Origin of the sequence: Nesterenkonia sandarakina, assembly GCF_013410215.1 — a bacterium.
Taxonomy (GTDB): domain Bacteria; phylum Actinomycetota; class Actinomycetes; order Actinomycetales; family Micrococcaceae; genus Nesterenkonia; species Nesterenkonia sandarakina.
Window position 1 is genome coordinate 609560 of record NZ_JACCFQ010000001.1, and the last position, 23604, is coordinate 633163.

The 23604-nt window shown below is 69.1% G+C and carries 24 protein-coding genes; 9 read left to right on the forward strand and 15 right to left on the reverse strand.

Features of this window, described 5'->3' with window-relative positions; all coding sequences use genetic code 11:
- Positions 1-2: 2 nt before the first annotated feature.
- From HNR11_RS02875 to HNR11_RS02895, 5 genes are all read right to left on the reverse strand, one after another.
- The gene (locus HNR11_RS02875; protein WP_179441052.1) at positions 3-293 is read right to left on the reverse strand and encodes a DUF6457 domain-containing protein; all 291 of its coding nucleotides are present in this window, start codon (positions 291-293) and stop codon (positions 3-5) included.
- Positions 294-375: 82 nt separating this feature from the next.
- The gene (mobA, locus tag HNR11_RS02880; protein ID WP_179441053.1) at positions 376-1089 is read right to left on the reverse strand and encodes an NTP transferase domain-containing protein; all 714 of its coding nucleotides are present in this window, start codon (positions 1087-1089) and stop codon (positions 376-378) included.
- Positions 1076-1576, reverse strand: coding sequence for an HNH endonuclease (locus HNR11_RS02885; RefSeq protein ID WP_179441054.1), 501 nt, complete (start codon positions 1574-1576; stop codon positions 1076-1078). Before HNR11_RS02885 ends, mobA begins: the two co-directional genes overlap by 14 nt.
- A 252-nt stretch (positions 1577-1828) precedes the next feature.
- Complete coding sequence (locus HNR11_RS02890) at positions 1829-2824, reverse strand: C40 family peptidase (protein WP_179441055.1); 996 nt, start codon at positions 2822-2824, stop codon at positions 1829-1831.
- Positions 2825-3284: 460 nt separating this feature from the next.
- Complete coding sequence (locus HNR11_RS02895) at positions 3285-4013, reverse strand: iron-dependent transcriptional repressor DtxR (RefSeq protein WP_179441056.1); 729 nt, start codon at positions 4011-4013, stop codon at positions 3285-3287.
- Between the two features lie 179 nt (positions 4014-4192).
- Here HNR11_RS02895 and serC point away from each other — a divergent pair, with 179 nt between their 5' ends.
- On the forward strand, positions 4193-5308 hold the full coding sequence (gene serC / locus HNR11_RS02900) for a phosphoserine transaminase (RefSeq protein ID WP_179441057.1): 1116 nt from the start codon (positions 4193-4195) through the stop codon (positions 5306-5308).
- Between the two features lie 178 nt (positions 5309-5486).
- Here the strand turns inward: serC and HNR11_RS02905 are convergent, their stop codons facing one another.
- Both HNR11_RS02905 and HNR11_RS02910 read right to left on the reverse strand, forming a co-directional pair.
- The gene (locus tag HNR11_RS02905) at positions 5487-5936 is read right to left on the reverse strand and encodes a DUF3027 domain-containing protein (RefSeq protein ID WP_179441058.1); all 450 of its coding nucleotides are present in this window, start codon (positions 5934-5936) and stop codon (positions 5487-5489) included.
- Entirely contained in the window at positions 5936-6319 is a 384-nt protein-coding gene (locus HNR11_RS02910; RefSeq protein WP_058887633.1) for a cold-shock protein, read from the reverse strand. Before HNR11_RS02910 ends, HNR11_RS02905 begins: the two co-directional genes overlap by 1 nt.
- A 125-nt stretch (positions 6320-6444) precedes the next feature.
- Between HNR11_RS02910 and HNR11_RS02915 the strand changes: the two genes are divergently transcribed.
- The 6 genes from HNR11_RS02915 (at position 6445) to HNR11_RS02940 (ending at position 13681) form a co-directional block, all read left to right on the forward strand.
- Complete coding sequence (locus tag HNR11_RS02915; protein ID WP_179441059.1) at positions 6445-6711, forward strand: hypothetical protein; 267 nt, start codon at positions 6445-6447, stop codon at positions 6709-6711.
- A gap of 1 nt (position 6712) precedes the next feature.
- On the forward strand, positions 6713-9031 hold the full coding sequence (locus HNR11_RS02920; RefSeq protein WP_179441060.1) for a helicase-associated domain-containing protein: 2319 nt from the start codon (positions 6713-6715) through the stop codon (positions 9029-9031).
- Positions 9024-10682 carry a DNA repair helicase XPB gene (locus HNR11_RS02925; protein WP_179441061.1) on the forward strand — a complete coding sequence of 553 codons (1659 nt, stop codon included), beginning with the start codon at positions 9024-9026 and terminating at the stop codon, positions 10680-10682. Before HNR11_RS02920 ends, HNR11_RS02925 begins: the two co-directional genes overlap by 8 nt.
- Positions 10683-10791: 109 nt before the next feature.
- The gene (locus HNR11_RS02930; RefSeq protein WP_058887637.1) at positions 10792-11520 is read left to right on the forward strand and encodes a response regulator transcription factor; all 729 of its coding nucleotides are present in this window, start codon (positions 10792-10794) and stop codon (positions 11518-11520) included.
- A gap of 61 nt (positions 11521-11581) precedes the next feature.
- The gene (locus HNR11_RS02935) at positions 11582-13132 is read left to right on the forward strand and encodes a sensor histidine kinase (RefSeq protein WP_179441062.1); all 1551 of its coding nucleotides are present in this window, start codon (positions 11582-11584) and stop codon (positions 13130-13132) included.
- A 258-nt stretch (positions 13133-13390) separates the two neighbouring features.
- The gene (locus tag HNR11_RS02940; RefSeq protein ID WP_058887638.1) at positions 13391-13681 is read left to right on the forward strand and encodes a WXG100 family type VII secretion target; all 291 of its coding nucleotides are present in this window, start codon (positions 13391-13393) and stop codon (positions 13679-13681) included.
- A gap of 176 nt (positions 13682-13857) precedes the next feature.
- Here the strand turns inward: HNR11_RS02940 and groL are convergent, their stop codons facing one another.
- Entirely contained in the window at positions 13858-15495 is a 1638-nt protein-coding gene (gene groL, locus HNR11_RS02945; RefSeq protein ID WP_179441063.1) for a chaperonin GroEL, read from the reverse strand.
- Positions 15496-15873: 378 nt separating this feature from the next.
- Between groL and HNR11_RS02950 the strand changes: the two genes are divergently transcribed.
- The gene (locus tag HNR11_RS02950; protein WP_179442824.1) at positions 15874-17076 is read left to right on the forward strand and encodes a lipid II:glycine glycyltransferase FemX; all 1203 of its coding nucleotides are present in this window, start codon (positions 15874-15876) and stop codon (positions 17074-17076) included.
- Between the two features lie 7 nt (positions 17077-17083).
- Here the strand turns inward: HNR11_RS02950 and HNR11_RS02955 are convergent, their stop codons facing one another.
- The gene (locus tag HNR11_RS02955; RefSeq protein WP_179441064.1) at positions 17084-17440 is read right to left on the reverse strand and encodes a nuclear transport factor 2 family protein; all 357 of its coding nucleotides are present in this window, start codon (positions 17438-17440) and stop codon (positions 17084-17086) included.
- Between the two features lie 186 nt (positions 17441-17626).
- On the opposite strand from HNR11_RS02955, the gene HNR11_RS02960 reads away from it, so the two are divergent.
- Entirely contained in the window at positions 17627-18436 is an 810-nt protein-coding gene (locus HNR11_RS02960) for a MerR family transcriptional regulator (protein ID WP_179441065.1), read from the forward strand.
- A gap of 32 nt (positions 18437-18468) precedes the next feature.
- Here the strand turns inward: HNR11_RS02960 and pcaC are convergent, their stop codons facing one another.
- The 6 genes from pcaC to HNR11_RS02990 all read right to left on the reverse strand — a co-directional run bounded on the left by pcaC (position 18469) and on the right by HNR11_RS02990 (position 23475).
- Positions 18469-18855: a 4-carboxymuconolactone decarboxylase gene (pcaC, locus tag HNR11_RS02965; protein ID WP_179441066.1), complete on the reverse strand. Its 387-nt coding sequence runs from the start codon at positions 18853-18855 to the stop codon at positions 18469-18471.
- Positions 18848-19699 (reverse strand): alpha/beta fold hydrolase, encoded by an 852-nt coding sequence (locus HNR11_RS02970; RefSeq protein ID WP_179441067.1) that lies wholly within the window; start codon positions 19697-19699, stop codon positions 18848-18850. The genes pcaC and HNR11_RS02970 overlap by 8 nt, the downstream gene beginning before the upstream one ends.
- Positions 19692-21146, reverse strand: a complete 1455-nt coding sequence (locus HNR11_RS02975; protein ID WP_179441068.1) for a lyase family protein — start codon at positions 21144-21146, stop codon at positions 19692-19694. The genes HNR11_RS02970 and HNR11_RS02975 overlap by 8 nt, the downstream gene beginning before the upstream one ends.
- 22 nt (positions 21147-21168) lie before the next feature.
- Positions 21169-21750 carry a protocatechuate 3,4-dioxygenase subunit alpha gene (gene pcaG, locus HNR11_RS02980; protein ID WP_179441069.1) on the reverse strand — a complete coding sequence of 194 codons (582 nt, stop codon included), beginning with the start codon at positions 21748-21750 and terminating at the stop codon, positions 21169-21171.
- Between the two features lies 1 nt (position 21751).
- Positions 21752-22549 (reverse strand): protocatechuate 3,4-dioxygenase subunit beta, encoded by a 798-nt coding sequence (pcaH, locus tag HNR11_RS02985; RefSeq protein WP_179441070.1) that lies wholly within the window; start codon positions 22547-22549, stop codon positions 21752-21754.
- Between the two features lie 182 nt (positions 22550-22731).
- Complete coding sequence (locus tag HNR11_RS02990; protein ID WP_179441071.1) at positions 22732-23475, reverse strand: IclR family transcriptional regulator; 744 nt, start codon at positions 23473-23475, stop codon at positions 22732-22734.
- Positions 23476-23604: the final 129 nt, after the last annotated feature.

The window sequence follows — 23604 nt, forward strand, 5'->3', positions numbered from 1 at the left end:
GATCAGCCCACGGCTCCGGACCGGCGCTCAAGCAGCTCTGCGGCCACCCGGGAGGCGGCGCGTGAAGCCGTCTGGAAGTCGGCCTGCCCAGTGGCCTCGGCAAGCCCGGCGACGTAGCCGATGAGGTAGGTGGTCACCGGCGCCGCGGGACGGACCACGGTGTGCGCGGCCTGTCCGGCGAGTGCCAGGACCGCATCGATGTCGATCTCGATCCCGTCCACCTCAAGATGATGGGCGAGTTCCTTGACCCAGAGCTCGATGGGCTCGTGCGGGTGGGTCGATTCAGCGGTCATCTCGGCTCCTTCATTGACTGGCTCAAGAGTCTCACAGTCGGGTTGGTCGGGGCAGCTGGACTGGTCAGGGCAGCCGGACTGGTCAGGGCAGCCGGATGCCGAGTCGCTGGGCGTCCGCAAGGGTGTCCACATCTGTGCAAAGTCCGTCCGGGATCACGGGCTGCCGCAGCCGGGCTGCCTCCTGAAGCCCGTGGAGCAGCCAGCGCAGCGGCTGGTTCTCGGCCTGGGCCGGGGTCAGCTGCTCCACCCGGCGCAGCAGCCAGCCTGTGGGGACCGCCGCGCTGAGATACTGCCGGCGTCCGGTGGCGTCACAGGGGAGCACCGCGACCGACTCTGGACCCGGATCGTCATCGGGCACCTGCGGGAGCGGTGGGAGCTGGTGCAGCAGCCAGTCCAGCAGCGCGGCGGGTTCGGTGAGGTCCACGGCGAGCAGCAGGGTCCAGCCGGGCAGGTCGGCAGGGTCGACGTCGGGACCGGGAGCGAGGCCGCTGCGTCGCAGTTCACCAGCACCAGAGAGGACGGCGGCAGCTGGTCCGGAGTAGGCGGGCTGCTCTTGGACCAGCGGGACCGCGGCGCCGATCACCCCTCGCAGCGACGCCGGGCCCACCACGACGGTGCCGATGCCGCGGCTCTCCAACGCCTGGAGCCAGCGCTGGATCTGAGACTGCCCGTCGCTGCGCAGCAGCGACTTCTCCACTCCTCCCAGGCGGCTTCCCCTCCCTCCGGCGAGCAGGATCGCAGAGACCGAGGACGCGCGGGGGCGCCCGGTTCCGGACGGGGGGTCAGTGCGTTGCACGATGGGCCAGGAAGGGCATCCAGACCTCGCGCGGCGCCTCGAGCTCCACCGGCATCCAGACATGGTGCAGCGGCGCCGCCGGCGTGATGCTCAACATCCAGCCGAGCTCGTCGAGGGTCTTGCTGCCTTTGCGCGCATTGCAGGCTCCGCAGCAGGCCACCAGGTTCTCCCAGCTGGAGTCGCCTCCGCGGGCCCGCGGAATCACATGGTCCACGGTGGCGGCGGGGCGCTGGCAATAGGTGCACGTGCGGCCGTCGCGGCGCAGGATGCTGCGTCGCGAGGGGGCGGCCGGGCGCCGTCGTGCGACCCTGACGTAGTGATGGAGCAGGATCACCGCCGGGCGCGGGACCATCGCCGTGGGCGTGGCGATCGGAGTGAGGTCCTCAGCGAGCACGCTGGCCTTGCCGTGCATCACCAGCACGGCGGCGCGGCGTGAGGTGACCACGCTCAGCGGCTCATAGCCTGCGTTGAGCACCAGTGTGCGCATATCGGGGCTCCCGTGCGTTCACCCCTGCTCGTCGAGCTGCCGATGCATGCGCCTCAGGGCGCTTCTCGGCGCGGTCCTCACAGGGTTCCACAGCGTTCTGCTCTGCCTGTACAGGCTCAATATAGACGGTGCGCTCGATGATGCCCACTTGATGACATCGCATCTGGCGACACAAAAGCCGCAGGGCACGATCCCGGTGATGGATCGCGCCCTGCGGCCGAGGTGTCTCTTACCGCCGAGGCGGAAGAAGCATCAGTTGACGCTGAGGTACATGGTGTTGGACCAGTACGGAGAGTTCAGCGGGTACTGCACGGTGCCGACGCGGGGGTTGTTCGCGCCGATCAGCTGGCCGTTGCCCACGTAGATCGCGGCGTGGCTGCCACCGTTCTGGATGACGATGTCGCCCGGGGAGGGCGAGGAGACCTGGCGCAGCGAGCCCATCATGGCGTAAGTGCTGCGGGGCACGTCGATGCCGGCCTGGCCGTAGGCCCAGTTGATGAACCCGGAGCAGTCCCAGCCGGCGGGAGTGGTGCCGCCGAAGGAGTAGGGGTTGCCGAGGCCGGCGTAGGCTGCGCCCACCACCGAGCCGTTGCCGCCGCCGGAGGAGGCCGGAGCCTGATCCTGCGAAGAGGAGGTGGAGGCGACCTGGGTGTTGCCCTGGGACTGCTGGCTGGTCTCGGCCTGCTGAGTCTGCTGGCCGGTGTTCTGCTGCTGACCGGTGCTCTGCTGCTGACCGGTGCTCTGCTGCTGGCCGGTGCTCTGCTGCTGGCTGGTGCTCTGCTGCTGGGGCTGCGCGGGGGCGCTGGCCTGCACGGCCTCCTGCTGGGGCGCCTCTGCGGCCTGCTGCACGGGAGCTTCCGGCTCTGCCTGCGGTGCGGCGGGAGCGGTCTGGACCTCTTCCACCACGGGAGCGGGCTCCGGTGCGGGCTCCGGCTCGGGAGCCGGGGTAGAGGTCACCACGGGACGGTCGAAGGAGAGCTGCACGTCCTGCGCGGCGGTCACTGCCACCGAGGAGGTGGTGCTGGCGCGCTCCACGCTGAGACCGGACGCGGTCACGTCCAGGGTGGTGACCTCGGGGGTCTCGATGTCGGTGCCGGCGTTCGCGGCAACTCCCGAGGAGATCACGAGGCCGGAGGCGGCGACGGCGACTGCCGCGCCTCGTCCGACGGTGCCGGCGTTGGATGCCACGGCCTGTGCCAATGACGGCTTGGCCTGGCGGCGCCGGTCACGGCGCGAGACGAAAGTCATGTCTGTCACTTCTCTGGAAACCTCTCCCTGTAGTTGTGGGGCCGCCTACGTGAAGTGCGAGCCGGGAAGCTCACGTTCTTCAGGTCCTGATCGACCGCGATGCCCCACACCCTGCCGTGCGGTAGTTTTCGTGGAACGGCTCCGGTCAGCGGCAGGAGAAGATCTGACCAGAGGGGCTGCGACTTCGGACATCGGCCGCAAGCACGAGTAAGACGTTATAACAGATCGATAAAATTGTCACGCTCAGGTCACGGTCTGCGCAGAGATCTCCGCGATTCTCCTGCTTCACGGTGCCCGTCAGCAGCCAGCAGACACTGTTAGACAGACTAAAACCGCATGTCAGAGCGATTTCTAGGCAGATCACGCAAGGTATCGAACGGATCACGGATACTACGAGATCTGTGACCATGTGCGTCATCTCACCGTGACATTGCGCGGTGCGGGCGCCCCCGGAGTCGCCTCAGGAGGCGGCGGCGTGCTCCACGAAGAGGTGCTGAGCGACCTCCAGCGGCAGCTCCACCTCCACGTCCTCCTCGGATCCGAGGACGACTTGGAGCATCACGTAGGCCTGGTTCACGCCACGCAGCCGCACGGCGCCGCCGGGGCGCAGGCCGGCCTCGAGCAGCTGCTCCAGGACTTCAGGCTCCATCTGGATGGACTCCGCGAGCCGCTTGAGGATCCAGAGCTGGGAGCTGCTGCCCGCCGGGTCCGCTTCGGCGGCCTGGCGCAGCGTGATCTTGGTCGGCACCGGAGGCTCCTCGTCGAAGACCACTCCGAGCTGGTCCAGACCCGGGATCGGGTTGCCGTAGGGGGATTCCACCGGAGACTGCAGGATCTCCACCAGTCGGCGCTCCACCCGCTCGCTCATCACATGCTCCCAGCGGCAGGCCTCCTCATGGATGTACTGCCACTCCAGCCCGATCACATCTGAGAGCAGCCGCTCCGCGAGACGATGCTTGCGCATCACCTGCACGGCCAGCTCGCGCCCGGAATCGGTGAACTCCAGCCGACGGTCCGAGGTGAGCACCAGCAGGCCGTCGCGCTCCATACGAGCCACGGTCTGGGACACCGTCGGACCGGAATGCTCGAGACGTTCAGCGATGCGGGCACGCAGCGGCACGATGCCCTCTTCCTCGAGGTCGAGGATGGTGCGCAGGTACATCTCAGTGGTGTCGATCAGATCGGTCACGTATGACTCACTCTCCTGCGCCGCGCACTTGATAACGTGAGCTTCGGCGCTGTTCGTCCTGGTGGAAGCAGCTGCTGTACAGCATAGTTCCGCACCGGAACCCCTCGGCAACGACGCTGACCGATGCGACTGTCCAAGAACCCCGTGAGCGCACCGCCTCACCCGATCGAGGAGTCACCATGTCCCAGCGCGTCACCATCCCCCGCGAGCTGCTGCCCCAGGACGGTCGCTTCGGCGCCGGGCCCTCCAAGGTGCGCTCGGCACAGGTCGAGGCGCTCTCCGCCGCAGGCCGTGAGCTGCTGGGCACCTCGCACCGTCAGGCCCCGGTGAAGAACCTGGTCGGCGAGCTGCGCGAGGGCCTGCACAGCTTCTTCGGCGCCCCGGAGGGCTACGAGCTGATCCTCGGCGTGGGAGGATCCACCGCCTTCTGGGACATCGCGTCCTTCTGCCTGGTCGAGCGCAAGGCCCAGCACCTCTCCTTCGGCGAGTTCGGCTCCAAGTTCGCCAAGGCCACCGACAAGGCTCCCTTCCTCGAGGCCTCCAGCATCCTGACCTCCGAGGCCGGCACCCTGCCCGCGCCCTCGGCCGAGGCGGGTGTGGACGCCTACGCCTGGCCGCATAACGAGACCTCCACCGGAGTGGCGGCGCCGGTCAGGCGAGTCGCCGGAGCTGACGACGGCGCGCTGCTGCTCGTCGACGGGACCTCTGCCGCCGGAGGCCTGGCGGTGGACGTCACCGAGACCGATGCCTATTACTTCGGTCCGCAGAAGAACTTCGCCTCGGACGGCGGACTGTGGCTGGCCATGATGTCGCCGGCGGCCCTTCAGCGGGCGGAGAAGCTCGCCGCGCAGCGCTGGGTGCCGGACTTCCTGCAGCTGACCACGGCCATCGAGAACTCACGCAAGAACCAGACCTATAACACTCCGGCGCTGGCCACCCTGATCACACTGAACGAACAGGTCCGCTGGCTCAACGGCAACGGCGGCATGGACTTCGCCGCGGCGCGCACCGCAGACTCTGCGGGTCGGGTCTACGCCTGGGCCGAAGCCCATGACCTGGCCCAGCCCTTCGTGACCGATCCGGCGGAGCGCTCGAACGTGATCACCACGGTGGACTTCGCCGAGGAGGTCGATGCCGCAGAGCTGGCTCAGACGCTGCGCGCCAACGGGATCGTCGACGTCGAGCCTTACCGCAAGCTCGGGCGCAATCAGCTGCGCATCGCGACCTTCACGGCCATCGAGCCCGAGGACATCACCGCCCTGCTGAACTGCATCGACCACGTGCTGGGGCACTGAGCCAACGGGGCCGGGCGCCTGGGCTGCTCCAGGACCGGATCGGGCTCGAGCAGCCCAGGGCCGGAATGGAGCAGCTCCGCGCTCAGCCAGCGCTGGATCAGCTCCGCGTCCGGTTGAGGCCGGAGCGGGTCCGCGCCCGGTTCAGGCTGGAGCGGGTCCGCGCCCGGTTGAGGCCGGATCAGCTCCGTTCGGAGTCGGCCTGCTCAGCCTGGTGGGCCTGCTTCTCCTCGTCGTTCATCCGCTCCAGCCACGGGACCCATGGGGGCGCGATCAGCGCCTGATCCCCAGGCAGCAGACCGATCTCGCAGACCGTGACCTTCTTGGCGCGAGGCGCTCGGGCCACGGTGACGAACCATTCCCAGCCCCGGTATCCGGGCTTGTCCGCGGCGAAGCGGTGCGTGAGCAGCCGATCCTCCTCTGCGCTGACCCCGAGGTGGTCCCCCACCTGTTCGGGGGCGGCGATCTCGTGGAGCGCCTCATGGGCAAGCTCCACGGCCGCCGAGAGCACCGGGTCCACCTTCGGCTTCCCGGGGCGCCGCTTGCGCGCCACCGGCTCTGCGGGTGCAGGCGTGGCGGGCGCATCGGTCGACCCCGAGCCGGACTGCTCAGGGCTGGACTGTTCACTCATCAGGCATCAAACTCATCGGCCACGCGACGCAGCATGGCGGCGATCTTCTTCGACTGCGCGGTCTGCGGGTAGTGCCCGTTGCGCAGCGCTCCGGTGGAGTTGTCCAAGACGTTCACCAGGTCCTGGACCAGCTCCGCCATCTCATCGGCGGGCTTGCGCGTAGCACGGGCCACGGAGGGGGCCTCCTCGAGCAGGCGCACGGAAAGCGCCTGCTTGCCCCGTCTGCCGTCGGCGATCCCGTATTCCATGCGAGCGCCTGCTTTGACGCTGGGCACTCCCGCCGGCAGGGCCGAAGAGTGCAGGAACACTTCCTGGCCGTCATCTGAAGTCAGGAATCCGAAGCCCTTCTCGGCGTCGAACCACTTCACTTTCCCGGTTGGCACGGTGTTCTTACCTCATGAATCGCTGTAGACGGATGCTGATGATCAAGGCCTCTAGAGTACCGCCGTCCACGCCTGAGCCCGAACTTCGGCCCCGGACTCACAGGCCCGCGCGCTAGAATCGGGACATGTCCCCAACCACGACCGCCGTTCACGGCTCGGATCGGCGCCGCACTTCCCGCCCCGGTCAGGCGCTGCTGTGGTCAGGAGTGGTGATCACCGCACTCTCCGGGATCGCGCTGCTGGTGATCCTGAGCCTGTACTTCATGCAGGCCGATCCGCATCCTGTGTTCTACGGCCTCGCCCTGTGGGGCTTCCCGCTGGGATTCGCGCTGCTGGTCGGCTTCCTGCTGTTCTCGGTGAATCGGCGCCGCCGCGGCACCGGCATCGGCTGAAGTGTCGCTGCTCAGCCTGGAAGCTCTGCTGGAGCGCCTCGAGACCTGGGACCAGGATCGACTGGCCGCACTGCTGCGACTGCGCCCGGACCTGCTGCAGCCCAGCCCCGGGGATCTCACCACCCTGTCTGTCCGGGCCGGCTCCGAGTCCAGCATCCGCCAGCACCTGCAGCGCCTGGACGCACCGACGCTGCGCGCGGCCACCGAACTCTCGCGCGCGGCGACGCAGTCAGCGTCTGAGGCCGAGGTGGCCCCGGCCGAGCGCGCCGCACTGGACGCCGCAGGACTGTTCTTCGACGAGCCCGCAGCGCCCGAGGGCGCAGGCGAATCCGCCGGGCACTCCGTCCCTCATGCCTCTGAGTCGGCAGAGGTGGCGACCCCGGCGCGGGTGCCACACATCATCGACTCCCTGCTGGCGCACCTGCCGCAGCTCACCGACAACCTCGTCGCGCAGAGCCCCGCCGCACCGTCCCCGGCCGGAAGCTCGACCGGGGTCTCCGCCGCCGTGCTTGAGAACGCCTCCCTGGCAGCGATCTCGGAGCTGCTCGACGACGTGGCGGAGCTGCTCTCACTGCTCGCCGACTCCCCCGCCGCGACCCTGCGCACCGGCGGGGTGGGCATGCGTGAGCTGCGGAGGATCGCCGCGACGTCTGCCCGCTGGGGGGCTCCCAGCTCTGGGCAGCGCGGACGCCCCAGCTCCAGCCTCGGAGCCGGTGCGGGAAGCGATGCCGGCGTCGGTGAGATCGGATGGCTCTTGGAGCTCCTGGCCGCATCCGGACTCATCGAGCTCACCGACGCTCAGGCCTGGTCCCCGACCCGGCTGGCTGAGCAGTTCAGCGCCGCGGCGCGGCACCATCAGCACCAGCTGCTGGTCTCCGGGTGGCTGCTGGCGCCGCGCGCGCCGATGCTGCTGCGCGAACCGCACCCCACGAGCCGGATCGCCCCGACCCTGGGGTTGGACCGGCAGCGCGGAGATGCCGAACGGCTGCGCCGGACGCTGCTGAGCACCGCCGGGACGCTCAGCGCAGAGGCCGCCGATCCGGGGGCGGTCCTCTACGCGCTGAACCTGCCCGAGGATGATCTCCCCGGACCCGATGCGCTCAGCGGCACGCTGCCGCAACGACTCCAGTGGGAGCGCCCGCTGATGAGCGCGCGCGTGGCCCACCTGATGCCGTGGCTGGTGCGCGAGGCCGAACGCCTGGGCCTCTTCGCCGTCGGCGCCCTCAGCCTCGCAGGAGCCGCGCTGCTCAAGGGCGCAGCAGCGGATGGCTCTGCAGAGGGTGCGGCGCGGGAGGCACCCGCGCCACTACCACCGATGACCGGATCGGACTGGCGAGCGGGGCTGAACAGGCTCGCCGAGCAGCTGGCCTCTGCCATGCCGGCCCAGGTGGACACGATCCTGCTGCAATCGGATCTCACAGCGATCGCCACCGGTGCGCTCTCCCCCGCCAGTGCCGCGGCGCTGGCGGACTTCGGTGAACGTGAGGGACACGGCTCGGTGCCGACCTTCCGATTCAGCCCCGATTCGCTGCACCGCGGGCTCGGCAGAGGATGGACCGAAGCGGAGATCCTTGACTGGCTTCAGACGCACAGCCTCACCGATGTGCCCGCCCCGCTGCGGACCCAGATCCAGGACGCCGCCCGCACCTGGCGCGGGGTCCTGATCGGTGAGGCCGGCGCCTGGCTGCGCGTCTCGGATCCCGCGCAGCGCGAAGCCCTGCTCGAGGACCCGGTGCTGCGCGAACTCGGACTGCGCGTGATCAGCGAGGACACCATGATCTGCCGCGCCTCCCCGGCCGCACTTCACAAGGCCCTGCAGGAGGCGGGATTCAACACCGCACGCGAGACCCCGACCGACCCCGGCCCGACCCGAGGCGGATCCCCCGCGGCCCCCGCGCAGCACACCGCCTCCTGGTCGCTGGAGGCCTCCCCCTGGGAGCAGTCCCCGGTGCACAGCAGCAGTGCAGAACCCGGCCAGGTGGACGAGTCGCTGGTGCACTCCACCGCCGCCGCGCTGCTCAAGGCCGGACGCGCCGCGCCCTCCTCCTCCGCCTCAGCCGCCGCCCAGGACGTCATCGGGGTCCTGCGCTCGGCGCTGGCCGCGCGGCGCGAGGTGCGGCTGACCAGGGTCTCTCCGCAGGGCAGCACGCACCGACTCACCGGGGTTCCCACCGGGATGAACGCTGGCAGGGTCCGGATCAGGGTGCGCGAGGACGACGGTGAGGCTACGGTGATGCTGCACCGGATCGCCGCCGTCGAGGAGACCTCTGCGGCGACTGCGGCGGAGCACAGGAGCACTAGCGAGGAGAGCAATGGCTGATGGACCGCTGATCGTGCAGTCGGACAAGACCGTGCTGCTGGAGGTCGATCACCCGCAGGCCGACTCTGCTCGCCGGGCGGTGGGCGCCTTCGCCGACCTGGAGCGCGCGCCGGAGCATATCCACACCTACCGGATCACCCCGCTGGGGCTCTGGAACGCCCGCGCCGCCGGCTTCGACGCCGAGTACGTGGTGGACACCCTGCTGAACCATTCCCGGTTCCCGGTGCCGCACTCGCTGCTGGTGGACATCGCCGAGACCATGAGTCGCTACGGGCGGCTGCGCCTGGAGAAGGACCCGGTGCATGGGTTGGTGCTGCGCAGCCAGGAGCCGGAGATCCTCAGCGAGGTGCTCCACTCCAAGACGCTGACCTCCCTGCTCGGTCCCGAGATCGATGAGACCACCGTGGCGGTGCACGGCCAGGCCCGCGGCGAGCTGAAGCAGCAGCTGCTGCGGCTGGGCTGGCCGGCAGAGGATCTCGCCGGTTTCGTCGACGGCACCGCTCATCCGATCGCGCTGCGTCAGGACGGCTGGGCGCTGCGCGGGTACCAGCAAGAGGCGGTGGACAACTTCTGGCAGGCGGGCTCCGGCGTCGTCGTGCTGCCCTGTGGCGCGGGCAAGACGCTGGTGGGCGCGGCCGCGATGGCCACCTCGGGGACCATCACCCTGATCTTGGTGAACTCCACGGTCTCGGCGCGGCAGTGGAAGGACGAGCTGCTCAGGCGCACCTCGCTGACCGAGGAGGAGATCGGCGAGTACTCCGGGGCCAGGAAGCAGGTCCGCCCGGTGACCATCGCCACCTACCAGGTGCTGGCCTCCCGGCGTCATGAGCTGTTCACCCACCTGGAGCTGCTCAACGGCCACGACTGGGGACTGATCATCTACGACGAGGTCCACCTGCTGCCCGCCCCGATCTTCCGGATGACCGCAGACCTGCAGGCCCGCCGCAGGCTCGGACTGACCGCGACCCTGGTCCGCGAGGACGGTCGGGAGCGTGAGGTGTTCTCCCTGATCGGACCGAAACGCTATGACACGCCCTGGAAGCAGATGGAGGCTCAGGGCTGGATCGCCCCGGCGACCTGCATCGAGGTGCGCACCGACATGCCGCGCAGCCTGCGGATGGAGTACGCCTCTGCCGCGGACAAGGAGCGCCACCGGCTCGCCGCCGGGGCCGAGGTCAAGGACGCCGTCGTCGCCCGGTTGGTGGCCCGGCACCGGCACCGCGGTGAGCAGGTCCTGGTGATCGGCCAGTTCGTGGACCAGCTGCAACGCCTGGGAGAACAGCTCGGTGCCCCGGTGCTCACCGGCTCCGCCTCCGTCGCCGCACGCCAGAAGCAGTTCGACGCCTTCCGCGCCGGCGAGCTCGAGGTGCTCGTGGTCTCAAAGATCGCGAACTTCTCCATCGACCTGCCCCAGGCCTCGGTGGCGATCCAGGTCTCGGGAACCTTCGGGTCCCGGCAGGAGGAGGCACAGCGCCTGGGTCGGCTGCTGCGCCCCGGTGAGTCCGCCGACGGCGAGGACCCCAAGCGCGCGCACTTCTACTCCGTGGTCACCCGCGACACCGTGGACATGGAGTACGCGGCCAAGCGCCAACGGTTCCTCTCCGAGCAGGGTTACGGGTACTCCATCCTGGACGCCGAAGACATCGTCTGAGCACCCCGGGCAGCCGTGGCGCGTCCCCACCGCAGGCATGGACCGATGCGTCACCGCGCAGCCAGGTAACGTCCAGCGAGTTTCCAGGAGTGAGGAGCATCCTGGACGGGTGAGTGAGAAAACCCCTGAAGCCAAGCTGCTCGTCGTCGACGACGAGCCCAACATCCGCGAGCTGTTGGCCACCTCGCTGCGGTTCGCGGGATTCGAGGTCGCCGCGGCCGGCAACGGTCGAGAGGCGCTGGAGATCGCCGAGGAGTTCCAGCCCGACCTCGCCGTCCTGGACGTGATGCTCCCAGACATGGACGGCTTCACCGTCACCCGCCGGCTGCGCGCCGCGGGGAAACACTTCCCGGTGCTCTTCCTCACCGCTCGCGACGACACCGATGACAAGATCACGGGTCTCACCGTGGGCGGGGACGACTACGTCACCAAGCCCTTCTCCCTGGATGAGGTGGTCGCCCGGATCCGGGCCGTGCTGCGCCGGACCGCTCCGTTCGAGGACGAGGACGCCGTGATCATGGTCGACAACCTCGAGCTCGACGACGACGCCCACGAGGTCCGTCGCGGAGGTGAGATGGTGGAGCTCTCCCCCACCGAGTTCAAGCTGTTGCGCTACCTGATGATGAACCCCAACCGGGTGCTCTCCAAGCAGCAGATCCTGGATCATGTCTGGGAGTACAACTTCAACGGCGACGCCTCCATCGTGGAGTCCTACATCTCCTATCTCCGCCGGAAGATCGACTCCGGCTCCGAGGGAGCTCCGATGATCCAGACCAAGCGCGGGGTCGGCTATGTGCTCCAGACCTGGGAGCGCCGGCAGCGCTCGCAGGGGCTGTAACAGACTGCCCGGACCCGTCGCGGCCTCCACCCCGATACGCCGCTGCGCGTAAGGTCTGAGTATGCGCCCGTTGAGCTCCGCCACCCAGACCTGGCGCAAGGCGTCGCTGAGGACCCAGCTGGTGCTGATCATGTCCGGGCTGCTGGTGCTGACCCTGTTCGTGACCACCTTCGTCTCGGCCTCGCTGTTCCGCCAGGAGCTGCTGCGCAACCTCGATGAGGACATCTACGCCAACGCGAACAACGTCTCGGTGTTCCTCACTCGGCGCAGCGCCCCGGAGTTCGGGGACACCCAGTCCATCCTGCGCTTCTACGGGATCCTGATGGACTCCGAGGGGCAGCCGCTCCAGGCGACGGCGGGCCCCGGCGGAGATATTCCTGAGATCCCCAGCATGACCTTCGACGAGGTCTTCGAGCTCTGGCAGGACGGTGAGCACCTCGACGTCGCCGGCACCCAGGAGGGCTCCCGGGGCTGGCGCGTGCACGTGATGCCGCTGGAGAACGGGGAAGACACCCTGGCGGTGGCCCTGCCGCTGGAGCAGGTGGAGACCTCGGTGGAGCGCGCCACCTTCCTGGTGGCGACCATCGGGCTGATGGCCACGCTTGGGGCCTCCACCATCGCCTACGCCCTGGTCACCCGCGCCTTCCGCTCGCTGTTCCATGTGGAGAAGACCGCCGCGGAGATCGCCGGCGGGGACTTCTCCAAGCGTGTCGAGACCACCGCTCCCGCGGACACCGAGATCGGCAGGCTCTCCCGGTCGCTGAACGTGATGCTGGAACAGATCGACACCTCTTTCCAGGCCAAGAGCGCCTCGGAGGAGAACATGCGGCGCTTCATCCAGGACGCCTCCCATGAGCTGCGCACCCCGTTGGTCACCATCCGCGGCTTCTCCGAGCTCTACCGGCAGGGCGGGGTCAGCGACAACCCCGAGGCGGTGGGGATGGCCATGGGACGGATCGAGTCCGAGGCCAAGCGGATGGGACAGCTGGTCGAGGACATGCTCACCCTGGCCCGTCTCGATGAGCAGCGTCCGCTGCAGAAGGCTCCGCTGGACCTGAACCTGATCGCTCACGACGCGATCATGGACCTGGCGGTCAACGCGCCGGACCGCGAGACCCGGGTCACCGGGCTCGACGGCGGCGCCCCGGTCCCGGCCCCGGCCGTGGGCGACGAGGGCAAGATCCGCCAGATCGTGACGAACCTGGTCACCAACGCGCTGCGCTACACGCCGCAGGGGACTCGGCTGGAGATCGCAGTGGGCACCCAGGAGCGCACCGACTCGCAGATCGACGCCGTCCTGGAGGTCCGCGACCACGGCGACGGGATCTCCGAGGAGGACGCCACGAAGATCTTCGAGCGCTTCTACCGGGCAGACAACTCACGTCAGCGGGAGACCGGCGGCACCGGCCTGGGCCTGGCGATCTGTGCCGCGATCGCGGCTCAGCACCAGGGCACCGTCCGACACAGTCCCACGCCGGGCGGCGGCGCCACGATGACGCTGCGACTGCCGATGGTGGCCCCCGACGACCAGAGCGACCACGAGACCGACATCGACGAGGATGAGCTGGACCAGCTCCGCGCCGCAGCCAGGGAACACCACACGCCTGACTGAGCCACCGCGCCACCGGCCGGTCTGCCCCGGTTGGGTCTGGCCCGCTGGTCTGCCTGCTGGTCTGCCTGCTGTGCTGGACCATCGCGGTCTGCCCCAGCGCGTTCTGCGCCTGGCGTCCCAGCCCGGGGTTCCACAGCGGAAGCTGCAGCGCCCGATGTGTGCTCGGCCCTCGGTAGCGTCCTGTGCCATCGGCGGGGCAGCGGGTCCCGCCAGATCCCTACTACGCACCGGTTGGACCGGTCACCCGAGGAGAGAACCATGGCACTGCTACAGATCGACACCGCCGAGCTGCTCGCCAAGAGCCAGACCGTGGAGGCCACGCTGGGCCGCATCCAGAGCGATGTCAGCTCGATGGAGTCCCAGCTGCGTCAGCTGCAGGACTCCTGGAAAGGCTCGGCGTCCACGGCCTTCCAAGAAGTGCTCACCCAGTGGCGCGCCACCCAGGTCCAGGTGGAGCAGTCTCTGGCCAGCGTGCGCCAGGCGATGGCCTCAGCCTCCAGCCAGTACGAGGAGACCGAATCGGCGAACACCCGGATGTTCGGCCACTGAGCAACGTCCCCGCGCAATTCGTCTGAGCAAGGTCAGGGGGCAAGGTCGCTGGGCGAGGTCACTGGGCGCCCTCGCTGGGCAACCTGTCAGGGCAGACGAAGAACCCCGCCACAGACCAGGTCTGTGGCGGGGTTCTCAGCTAGCGACGGTGCGCGAGGGATCGGCTGGTCAGCTGATCACATCATGCCGCCCATGCCGCCCATCGGGTCCATGCCCTCGGCGCCGGCGCCGGCAGCGTGCTTCTCCGGCTTGTCGGCGACGACGGCCTCGGTGGTCAGGAACAGCGAGGCGATGGAGGCGGCGTTCTGCAGCGCAGAGCGGGTGACCTTCACCGGATCGTTGACGCCTGCTTCCAGGAGGTCCTCGTAGACACCGGTGGCGGCGTTGAGGCCGTGGCCGTCGGGCAGGCCGCGGACCTTCTCGGCCACCACTCCGGCCTCCATGCCGGCGTTGATGGCGATCTGCTTCAGCGGGGCCTCCACGGCGAACTTCACGATGTTCGCGCCGGTCGCCTCGTCTCCGCTGAGCTCCAGGGCCGCGAAGGCGCGGGCGCCGGCCTGGATCAGGGCCACGCCGCCGCCGGCGACGATTCCCTCATCCACAGCGGCCTTGGCGTTGCGCACGGCATCTTCGATGCGGTGCTTGCGCTCCTTGAGCTCGACCTCGGTGGCGGCGCCGGCCTTGATGACGGCCACGCCGCCGGCCAGCTTCGCCAGGCGCTCCTGGAGCTTCTCGCGGTCGTAGTCCGAGTCGGAGTTCTCGATCTCGGCCTTGATCTGGGCCACGCGACCGGAGATCTCGTCGGCCTCGCCGGCACCTTCGACGATGGTGGTCTCGTCCTTGGTGACAACCACCTTGCGGGCGGTGCCCAGCAGCTCCAGGGTGGTGTTCTCCAGCTTCAGGCCGACCTCTTCGGCGATGACCTGTCCACCGGTGAGGATGGCGATGTCAGCCAGCATGGCCTTGCGGCGGTCACCGAATCCGGGGGCCTTCACGGCCACGGACTTGAAGGTGCCCTTGAGCTTGTTGACGACCAGCGCTGCCAGGGCCTCGCCCTCGACGTCTTCGGCGATGACCAGCAGCGGCTTGCCGGACTGCATGACCTGCTCGAGGACGCCGATGACGTCCTTGACCGAGGAGATCTTGGAGTTCGCGATCAGGATGTAGGGGTCCTCCAGGACGGCTCCCTGGCGCTCGGCGTCGGTGACGAAGTACCCGGAGAGGTAGCCCTTGTCGAAGCGCATGCCCTCGGTGAGCTCGAGCTCCAGACCGAAGGTGTTGGACTCCTCGACGGTGATGACGCCTTCCTTGCCGACCTTGTCCAGTGCCTGCGCGATCAGTGCGCCGATCTGGGGGTCTGCGGCGGAGATGGAGGCGGTGGCAGCGATCTGCTCGGTGGTCTCGATCTCCTTGGCCGACTTGAACAGCTCGGCGGTGACGGTCTCCACGGCCTTGTCGATGCCGCGCTTGAGCGCCATCGGATCGGCACCGGCCGCGACGTTGCGCAGGCCCTCCTTGACCAGGGCCTGGGCGAGGACGGTGGCAGTGGTGGTGCCGTCGCCGGCGACGTCGTCGGTCTTCTTGGCGACCTCCTTGACCAGCTCGGCGCCGATCTTCTCGTAGGGGTCCTCCAGCGTGATCTCCTTGGCGATGGAGACACCGTCGTTGGTGATCGTGGGGGCACCCCAGGACTTCTCCAGCACGACGTTGCGGCCGCGGGGGCCCAAGGTGACCTTCACGGCATCGGCGAGGACGTTCAGTCCACGCTCGAGGCCGCGGCGGGCCTCTTCATCGAATGCAATAGTCTTTGCCATAGTGGCGCGTGTCCTTCCTGGACTCGGCTTGTCTCAAGCCGTGGTGTGTGACTGTCAGACGTGTTCGCGTCTGCTGGGTCGAACCATTCCAGGTGCCCGCGACGGACGGCCGTTCCCGCGTCACCGGGAACATCTGTATGGCCTCACCTGCTCAGGTTCCTCTAGCAGTCTCGACACGAGAGTGCTAAACCAATTTTTAGCACTCTGACCTATCGAGTGCAAACCTCTGCGCCGAGGGCGGATCCAGCCTCCTCCGGCGGACCGCAGGCCACCGCCGGGACCACCACCGGCAGCCGCGCTCCGCTCCCCGAGTGCGGGACCGGCCTGCGCAGCTGATCTCCCAGTCGCCGGGCACGCAGACGGTACCCTTGAGGCGTGATGGAGCATAGAGATTCAGGCGTCGCCGCCGCGTACCAGGTCCGCCCGATCAGCACCCAGGAGCACACCCGCTTCCTCGCTGATCACAAGACCGCATCCTTCCTGCAGAACCCGCGCTGGCCCGCGGTGAAGAAGGAGTGGCAGGCGCAGAGCCTCGGAGTCTTCGAGTCCGGATCGGGCTCCGACGCCTCGCCGGTGGCCGCCGCGCTGGTGCTCTTCCGGCGACTCCCCATCCCCGCAGCGGTGCCGCTGCTCGGAGGGAAGAAGCTCGCCTATATGGCCGAGGGCCCGGTGATGGACCCGGCGGCCGCGGATCTGGAGCAGCTCCTGCCGCCGCTGATCGATCATCTGAAGTCCTCCGGCGCGTTCCTGATCCGCATGGGTCTGCCCTCGGTGCTGCGCCGCTGGGAGGCCAAGGAGGTCCGCCGGGCACTCGCCGCCGGGGAGAACACCAGCATCGAGGAGCTCGCAGAGCTCGAGGTCGACACGGCAGGTTCCGCCCAGGCCCGCCAGTGGCAGGAGCAGCTGCGCAGACTGGGATTCAAGGCCCCCGCGCCGAGCACCGACTTCGAAGCCGGACAGCCGCAGTTCCAGGCTCGGATCCCGCTCACCGATCCCTCAGGCGCTCAGCTCTCGATCGATGAGGTGCTGGCCCGGATGGATCAGTCCTCGCGCCGGCAGACCAAGAAGTCCACACGCTCGGAGCTGACGGTGAGCGTCGGGGCGGAAGCTGACCTTCAGGCCTGGCACACGCTCTACGCGGAGACCGCCGAGCGGGATGACTTCACCGGTCGGCCGCTGAGCTATTTCCAGGACATGTACTCAGAGCTCAACGCCTCCCCGTTGAGCGAGTGCACGCTCTACCTGGCGCACTTCGAGGATCAGCTGCTCGCCGCGGCGATCTATGTCCGGCAGGGCGAGTTCGCCTGGTACGTCTATGGCGCCTCCTCCGCTGCGGAGCGCAAGCGCTACGCGCCGCGGGCGCTGCAGCTGCGCCAGATCGAGGACTCCCTCGCCGCGGGCTGCCAGTTCTATGACCTCGGTGGGCTCAGCCCGTCACTGGACCCGGAGTACCCGCTGGCCGGGCTGACCCGGTTCAAGACGACGATGGGCGCCGATGTGGTGCAGACCCTCGGTGAGTGGGACTACGAGGTCAACCCGCTGCTGGCGAAGGCGTTCAACCTCTACATGTCCCGGCGCTGAGCCCGCGCTACTCCGGGACCGCGATGGTCAACGACGCGATCAAGCCGGCCTCGTCCAGGACGAAGCTGCTCCGGAGATCGACCCGGCCGCCGGGGAAGTCGCCCTCCACGCGTTCGGTGATCTCCACGACGTCCTGTGCCTGCTCAGCAGACACCATGGTCTTGGTGTAGCTGAAGGCCTGCGCGACCTCACTGCGCCACCTGGCGATCTCCTCGCGCCCGTGGTGTCGTCTGCCGTCGTCGACGACGACCGCGTGTTCGTTGAACAGCTCGGCGAGGGCCCGCGGTGAGCTCGACGCCTCGGCGTCGAGGTAGGCCGTCACCACGGCTGGCAGCGCGGTCGGGTGTGTGGTGCGCTCTGTCATGAGGTGGCTCCTGTCCATGCAGTGGTTCGACTCTGGTGGGGTTCGGCGCAGTCCGCTGGGCGAGTTCTCGCGCCCACGTCCCGCTCTGGCCACGCTGCCCCTTCCCCTTGGGGCAAGGTCAAGCGCTGGGCTGGATCCGCGAGTCGGCATTGGCGCTGGCCGAGTGTCAGGGGTGAGGATGTGTCCATGGCTGCCTATATGACCATCGGAGACTTCAGCCGGGCGACGAGGCTGAGCGCCAAGGCGTTGCGCTTCTACCATCGGGTCGGCCTGCTGGAACCGGCAGTGATCGACCCGGTGAACCACTATCGCCTCTACGAATCGGCGCAGATCCCCGAGGCCCGGATGGTCCAGCGGCTGCGCTCCCTGGACATGCCGGTCGACGAGATCCGGCGGATCCTGGGCTCGACCGACCCGGCTGCCGGAGCGCAGGCGATCGCGCATCATCTGCACCGGATGGAACAGCGTCTGAGCGAGACCCGAGACGCCGTCGCTGCGCTGCGCGAGATGCTCACGGAGCCAGAGACACCCCTGGAGATCCGACGGGTTCCCGCCCTGGACGTGGTGATCATCAGAGACTCCATCGAGCTGCCCCAGCTCGGAGACTGGTTCACATCCGCCCGGCGGGAGCTGCGCGCTGGGCTCGAGGCGGCCGGGGTCGACGCCGTCGGGCCCCTGGGCGGGTTGTTCTCCACCGAGCTGTTCCTCCACGAGGCGGGCGACTGCGCCCTCTTCCTTCCAGTGGAAGCCGCACCCCGCGCGGCGTGCGGCGGACGGGCGACCTTCGAGACCCTTCCCGCCACCCGGATGGCGGTGGCGGTCCACCAGGGATCCGACCACACGATCTCTCGCGCCTACGCCGCGCTGGGAGCGCGTGTCGCAGACCGCGGCGACAGCGCAGCAGGCCCGATCCGGGAGACCTATACCGGCGACGCCCCCTCCGGTGTCGGCACCACGGAGATCGGCTGGCCGCTCACCGACGCAGCCGCGACCTAGGTGCAGAGCCGCCAGACCTCACGGCGCACCAGTCAGCCCTGACCGGTGCGCTCCTCCTGCAGCACCCGACGCCCGATGCTGAACGCCGTGTTCGCCGCGGGGACCGAGCAGTAGATGGCGCATTGCAGGAAGACCTCTTTGATCTGATCCTCGGTGAGCCCGTTGCGCAGCGCCGCGCGGATATGCATCTCCAGCTCCTCCCAGTACCCGCCGGCGATCAGGGCGGTCAGCGTGATCACCGAACGGGTCGACCGGTCCAGCCCGGGGCGGGTCCAGATCGAGCCCCAGGCGTAGTTGGTGATCAGTTCCTGGAAGTCCTCGGTGAAGTCGTCCTTCTTGGCCTCGGCGCGGTCTACGTGGGCGTCGGAGAGCACCTCGCGGCGGACCTTCATGCCGTCCTGGTAGTGGGGATCAGTCATTGAGGAACTCCTTGAGCAGTCGGGCGGTGGCCTCCGGGGCTTCGGCCGGGGCCTGATGGGCGACGCCGTCGAGCACCGCGGTCTGGGTGTGCGGGGCTGCGGCGAGGTCCTGCACCGCCGAGGGCGGACACACCGGATCCTCCACCCCGCTGATCACCAACAGCGGTCGGGCGACGCCGGCGAGCTCGGCCGTGAGGTCATAGCGGCCCAGAGCCCGGCAGGCGGCGGCGTAGGAATGCCGGTCGGTGTGCTGCAGGCAGTGCAGCAGCCCGGTGACCACCTCTGGCTCACGGGCCATGAACCCCGGGGCGAACCAGCGCTGCGCGGAGCCCTCGACCATGGTGGGAGTTCCCGCCTGCGCGACGAGCTCCGCGCGTTCGCTCCACATCTGGGGGTCACCGATCTTCGCCGCGGTGCACAGCGCCGCCAACCGGGTGAACCGCGTGTTCCCGCGCAGCGCGAGGGTCAGACTGACGGTCCCTGCGATCGAGACCCCGGCGGCGTAGACCGGAAGATCGGCGGGCAGTCCGTGGTTGTCGGCGAGCTCGGCGACGAGCTCCTCCAGCGCGTCGGCGAGGTCGCTGATCTCGAAGGACTCGGTGAAGGGCTCCGCATCGCCGTGGCCGGGCAGGTCCCAGCCGATCAGCGTGAAGCTCTCCTGCAGATGTGCCAGGGCACCCTGCCACAGGACGGCGACGCTGGTCCCCAGCGAGGGGCCCAGCACCAGCACCGGCCGGGCGCCGGTGCGCAGATCCTCGACGGACCCGGAGAGCAGCTGCGGGGTCAGGGTCAGCGTGGCGGCTGACCCCGACGCATCCGGGTGGGGCAGGTGTGATTCAGACATGATCGGTGGATCCTTCCGGCTGCACGAGGGTCTGGTCGGGGTGCGGTGGGTGGATGTCGGGCTGGGTGGCGCTGTGCTGAGTGGCGCTGTGCTGCGCGAACTCCTCCACGGCGGCGTCGATGAACTCCTGCGCCCGGCCCAGATACTGCAGCGGGTCCAGCAGCTCATCGAGCTCCGCCGCGGTGATCCGATCCCCGAGCTGGTCCTCGAGCAGGCCTCGCAGCGGCACCGCTTCGACGACGCTGCGCCGCACCAGATCCTGCAGCGCCTTGCCTCCGCCGGGAAAGGAGCCTCCCAGACGCGCCATCAGTCGTTCGCTGAGCACGGCGTCGCCGCTGAGTCTCAGGTTGGCGCGCATCGCGTCGGGGCGCACCACCAGTCCCTCGAACAGCTCGGCGGCATGAGTGGCGGCGCCACCGGCGAGCCGGCTCAGCTCGACCAGGCTGGGCCATTCCGCGTGCCAGGCTCCCGCCGGCCGCTCGTCCTCGGCGGTGGCCGCCGCCAGGTAGAGCGTGCTCAGCTGCCCCGGGGCGCTCAGCGCCGCGGAGCGGATCAGCGTGGAGAGCACCGGGTTCTGCTTCTGCGGCATGGCAGAGGATCCGCCGCGACCCGGCGCAGCAGGTTCGCGCAGCTCGGCGATCTCGGGGCGCTGCAGCGTGAGCACGTCTCCTGCGGCCTTCCCCAGCGCCGCGAGCAGGCCTGCCAGCCCCGAGCCGAGATCCAGGATCACCTGGCGCTGGGTGTGCCAGGGGCGGGTCATCGGGCGCAGATCAAGACGGTCCGCGAGGTCAGCCGTGAGCGTGCCGGTGCGCTGGGCGCCGAGCGAGTCACTCAGCGAGGCCTGGGTGCCCACGGCCCCGCCCCACTGCAGCGGGAGCGCTGCCGCTGCCAGCTGAAGCCGCTGGATCGCCTGGGTCAGCCCGTCGAGCCACCCCGCGCAGCGCAGTCCGAAGCTGGTCGGCAGCGCGTGCTGGGTCAGGGACCGGGCCACGCAGATGGTCTCCCGATGCTCCTGGCTCAGGCTGCTCAGCGCCGCCCCTGCCCGGCGCGCCTCGTCGAGGACCTCGGCTGCGGCGTCGCGGCAGAGAAGCATCAGCGCGGTGTCCAAGATGTCCTGGCTGGTGGCGCCGCGGTGCAGCGCGGCGTCGGACTCCCCGGACTGGGCCAGGGCGTGACGGACGGCGGCGAGCATCGGGATCACCGGGTTGCCCCCGCCAGGGCCCTGCGCCGCGATCGCCTCGACCTCGATTCCGGCACCCGCGGGGTCCTCGCTGATCGCCTGGATGGCCGCGGCACTCTCAGCAGGTGCCTGGTCGGCATCGGCGAGCGCCTGGGCCCAGGCGGCCTCCACGCGCAGCATTGCCCGCAGGATGGATTCCTCGGACATCAGCCGCGCCGTCGAGGTGCCGGCCCATGCCGGGCTCAGGATTCCGAAGGGTCCGGTCATGGTCGGGGCACGCTCCTGTCGATCACTCCACCGGGCCGGTGAACTGCGGGGTGTTGGGATAGGTGAGGAACACGGTCTCCTGGGCACCTTGGAAGTGGATGTCGAAGCCCAGACTCCCGTCGGGCTCCCGGGTGGCGATCAGCGTCTGGCGGCGATCGGCCGGCACCGAGCTCAACAGCCGGTCCTGCTCGAGGGTGGACGGGTCGGCAGGCAGATAGGCCCGGGTGAAGAGTCGATCCATGAGCCCGCGGGCGAAGACCGTGACCAGGAAGTACGGTGCCACGCCGTCGCCGGTGCTGCCCGGTTCCACGGTGGTGAACGAGTAGTGCCCCACCCCGTCGACGGCGGCGCGGCCCCATCCGGTGAAGGTGTAGCCGTCGCGGTGCAGGGATCCCGGCTGCTGGGAGATCCCGCCGTGCTCATCGGGCTGCCAGATCTCCAACAGCGCGTCGGGCACCGGCACGCCGTCGCCGTCGTAGACGGTGCCGTGCAGCCGCACCGCGCCGGGGTGCGAACGGTCCACCAGGGCCTCGCCTCCGGCGTAGGGCAGCGCGTAGCCGAAGAAGGGCCCCACGGTCTGTGCGGGGGTCGGGGTGAGTCTCATATCAGTGCTCCTCCTCCTGCTCGGCCCAGGTGCGGTTGCTTCCGGAAAGGACGATGTCCCAACGGTAGCCGGTGTTCCATTCGTGCTGGGAGACCGAGTGGTCGTAGGTGGCGACCAGGCGATCCCGGGCGGCCTGGTCGGTGATGGACTGGTAGATCGGGTCCAGGGCGAAGATCGGGTCCCCGGGGAAATACATCTGGGTCACGATCCGCTGGGTGAAGTCGGTGCCGAAGAGCGAGAAGTGGATGTGCGCCGAGCGCCAGGCGTTGTTGTGGTTCTTCCATGGATACGGCGCCGGTTTGATGGTGGTGAAGCTGTACTCACCGTTGGGACCGGTCAGGGTGCGCCCCACCCCGGTGAAGTTGGGATCCAGCGGCGCGGGGTGCTGGTCACGCTTGTGCATATAGCGTCCGGCGGCGTTGGCCTGCCACATCTCCACCAGCTGACCGGCCACGGCGCGTCCGTCCCCGTCGATCACCCGGCCGGTCACGATGATCCGCTCCCCGATCGGCTCGCCGTTGTGCTGGATCGTCAGGTCCGCCTCCAGCGGGGAGACGTCGCGGTGACCGAAGGCCGGGCTGTAGAGCTCGATATCCTCGGGGTCCGCGTGATGCAGGGACTTCGTCGGGTGTCGCAGCAGCGAGCTGCGATACGGCGGGAAGTTCAGCCGGGCGTTGGTCTCGACCTGGCCGCCGGCGTCGCGCTGGGCGCGATACTCTCCGTGGATGGCGGCGATCTCGGCGTCGATCTCTGCCTGAGAGAGCGCGGCGGCATCCGGGTTCGTGTTCTTCTCAGCCATGGGTCCAGGCTCCTTGACGGGGATCGGCGGTGTGCGTCGCCAGTGTGTGACGTGGTTCTCACTCAGTCTGCTCAGGGCAAGCCCGCACCCGCCACACCATTGCCATTCAATGGCTCAACTGGCTAGACCGGCCGGACGGGCTGAGCTGGCTGGTTGGGCCGGACTGGCTGAGCTGGCTGGGCTCAGTGGCTCATGCCCTCCAGCGCACGGGTGATGCCGCGCCCCGCGGTCTGCAGCGCCATCAGGAACTGTGGGATCTCGGCAGCGTCGCGCGGGACCACCACGGTCAGCGCCGCGACGGCGTGGCCGCCACCGCCCAGCACCGGCACCGAGACGCCGGTGGTCTCCGCGTTGATCACCCCGCTGAGCTGGGCATGCCCCCGGGTGCGCGCCTCCGCCAGCTCCCGGTGCAGCTGCGGCCGAGCCTCCTGGATCTGCGCTGCCCGGGGAGCCCACCAGCGCTGGACCACGTGGACCGGGGAATGGGCGAGCAGCACATGCCCCATCGAGGTCAGATGCGCCGGCATCGTGGTGGCCACCTCCGCGGGATTGATCACGGCCCCATGGCGGGAGAGTCGCTCGACGATCAGCACCCCCTGGTCATCAAGGACCGCAAGCTGGGTGGTCTGCCGGACCACGGCATTGACGTCCTGCATGAAGGGAAGGGCCGCGGCCCGCAGGGTCCGGCTGATCGGGGCACCCTGGGCGATCTCCCAGAGCCGCTGCCCCAGCACCAGCTCCCCGGAGTCCGAAGCGGCGAGCAGGCCATGGGCGCGCATGGTCCGCAGCAGCCGGTATCCGGTGGTTCGAGGCAGCCCCGCGGCGTCGATGAGCTCACCCGCAGGCAGGCTGGGGTGAACCTCAAGGACGGCGAGGATCCGCATCGCACGGTCGAGCACCGCGTCACCGCTGGACGAGTTGGCCATGACGCCAGCCTAGCCAAGCCTGCAGCGTCAAGGCTTCGCCCGTTGAATGAGCCGTCGGACGCTTTTCGAGCCGCGCAATTGTGTCTCGGGTCACGAAGGGCTAACGTCCGGTGAGTTCTGTGACCTGAG

Excerpts from the sequence above, each read along its gene's own strand:
- HNR11_RS02885 (WP_179441054.1), bottom strand. The coding sequence starts at position 1,576 with ATGCGCACACTGGTGCTCAACGCAGGCTATGAGCCGCTGAGCGTGGTC.
- HNR11_RS02975 (WP_179441068.1), bottom strand. The coding sequence starts at position 21,146 with ATGACCGGACCCTTCGGAATCCTGAGCCCGGCATGGGCCGGCACCTCG.
- pcaH (WP_179441070.1), bottom strand. The coding sequence starts at position 22,549 with ATGGCTGAGAAGAACACGAACCCGGATGCCGCCGCGCTCTCTCAGGCA.
- HNR11_RS02915 (WP_179441059.1), top strand. The coding sequence starts at position 6,445 with ATGTCCCCAACCACGACCGCCGTTCACGGCTCGGATCGGCGCCGCACT.
- HNR11_RS02875 (WP_179441052.1), bottom strand. The coding sequence starts at position 293 with ATGACCGCTGAATCGACCCACCCGCACGAGCCCATCGAGCTCTGGGTC.
- HNR11_RS02990 (WP_179441071.1), bottom strand. The coding sequence starts at position 23,475 with ATGGCCAACTCGTCCAGCGGTGACGCGGTGCTCGACCGTGCGATGCGG.
- HNR11_RS02925 (WP_179441061.1), top strand. The coding sequence starts at position 9,024 with ATGGCTGATGGACCGCTGATCGTGCAGTCGGACAAGACCGTGCTGCTG.
- HNR11_RS02955 (WP_179441064.1), bottom strand. The coding sequence starts at position 17,440 with ATGACAGAGCGCACCACACACCCGACCGCGCTGCCAGCCGTGGTGACG.
- HNR11_RS02940 (WP_058887638.1), top strand. The coding sequence starts at position 13,391 with ATGGCACTGCTACAGATCGACACCGCCGAGCTGCTCGCCAAGAGCCAG.
- HNR11_RS02960 (WP_179441065.1), top strand. The coding sequence starts at position 17,627 with ATGGCTGCCTATATGACCATCGGAGACTTCAGCCGGGCGACGAGGCTG.
- HNR11_RS02970 (WP_179441067.1), bottom strand. The coding sequence starts at position 19,699 with ATGTCTGAATCACACCTGCCCCACCCGGATGCGTCGGGGTCAGCCGCC.
- HNR11_RS02935 (WP_179441062.1), top strand. The coding sequence starts at position 11,582 with ATGCGCCCGTTGAGCTCCGCCACCCAGACCTGGCGCAAGGCGTCGCTG.
- pcaC (WP_179441066.1), bottom strand. The coding sequence starts at position 18,855 with ATGACTGATCCCCACTACCAGGACGGCATGAAGGTCCGCCGCGAGGTG.
- pcaG (WP_179441069.1), bottom strand. The coding sequence starts at position 21,750 with ATGAGACTCACCCCGACCCCCGCACAGACCGTGGGGCCCTTCTTCGGC.
- groL (WP_179441063.1), bottom strand. The coding sequence starts at position 15,495 with ATGGCAAAGACTATTGCATTCGATGAAGAGGCCCGCCGCGGCCTCGAG.
- serC (WP_179441057.1), top strand. The coding sequence starts at position 4,193 with ATGTCCCAGCGCGTCACCATCCCCCGCGAGCTGCTGCCCCAGGACGGT.
- HNR11_RS02905 (WP_179441058.1), bottom strand. The coding sequence starts at position 5,936 with ATGAGTGAACAGTCCAGCCCTGAGCAGTCCGGCTCGGGGTCGACCGAT.
- HNR11_RS02890 (WP_179441055.1), bottom strand. The coding sequence starts at position 2,824 with ATGACTTTCGTCTCGCGCCGTGACCGGCGCCGCCAGGCCAAGCCGTCA.
- HNR11_RS02950 (WP_179442824.1), top strand. The coding sequence starts at position 15,874 with ATGGAGCATAGAGATTCAGGCGTCGCCGCCGCGTACCAGGTCCGCCCG.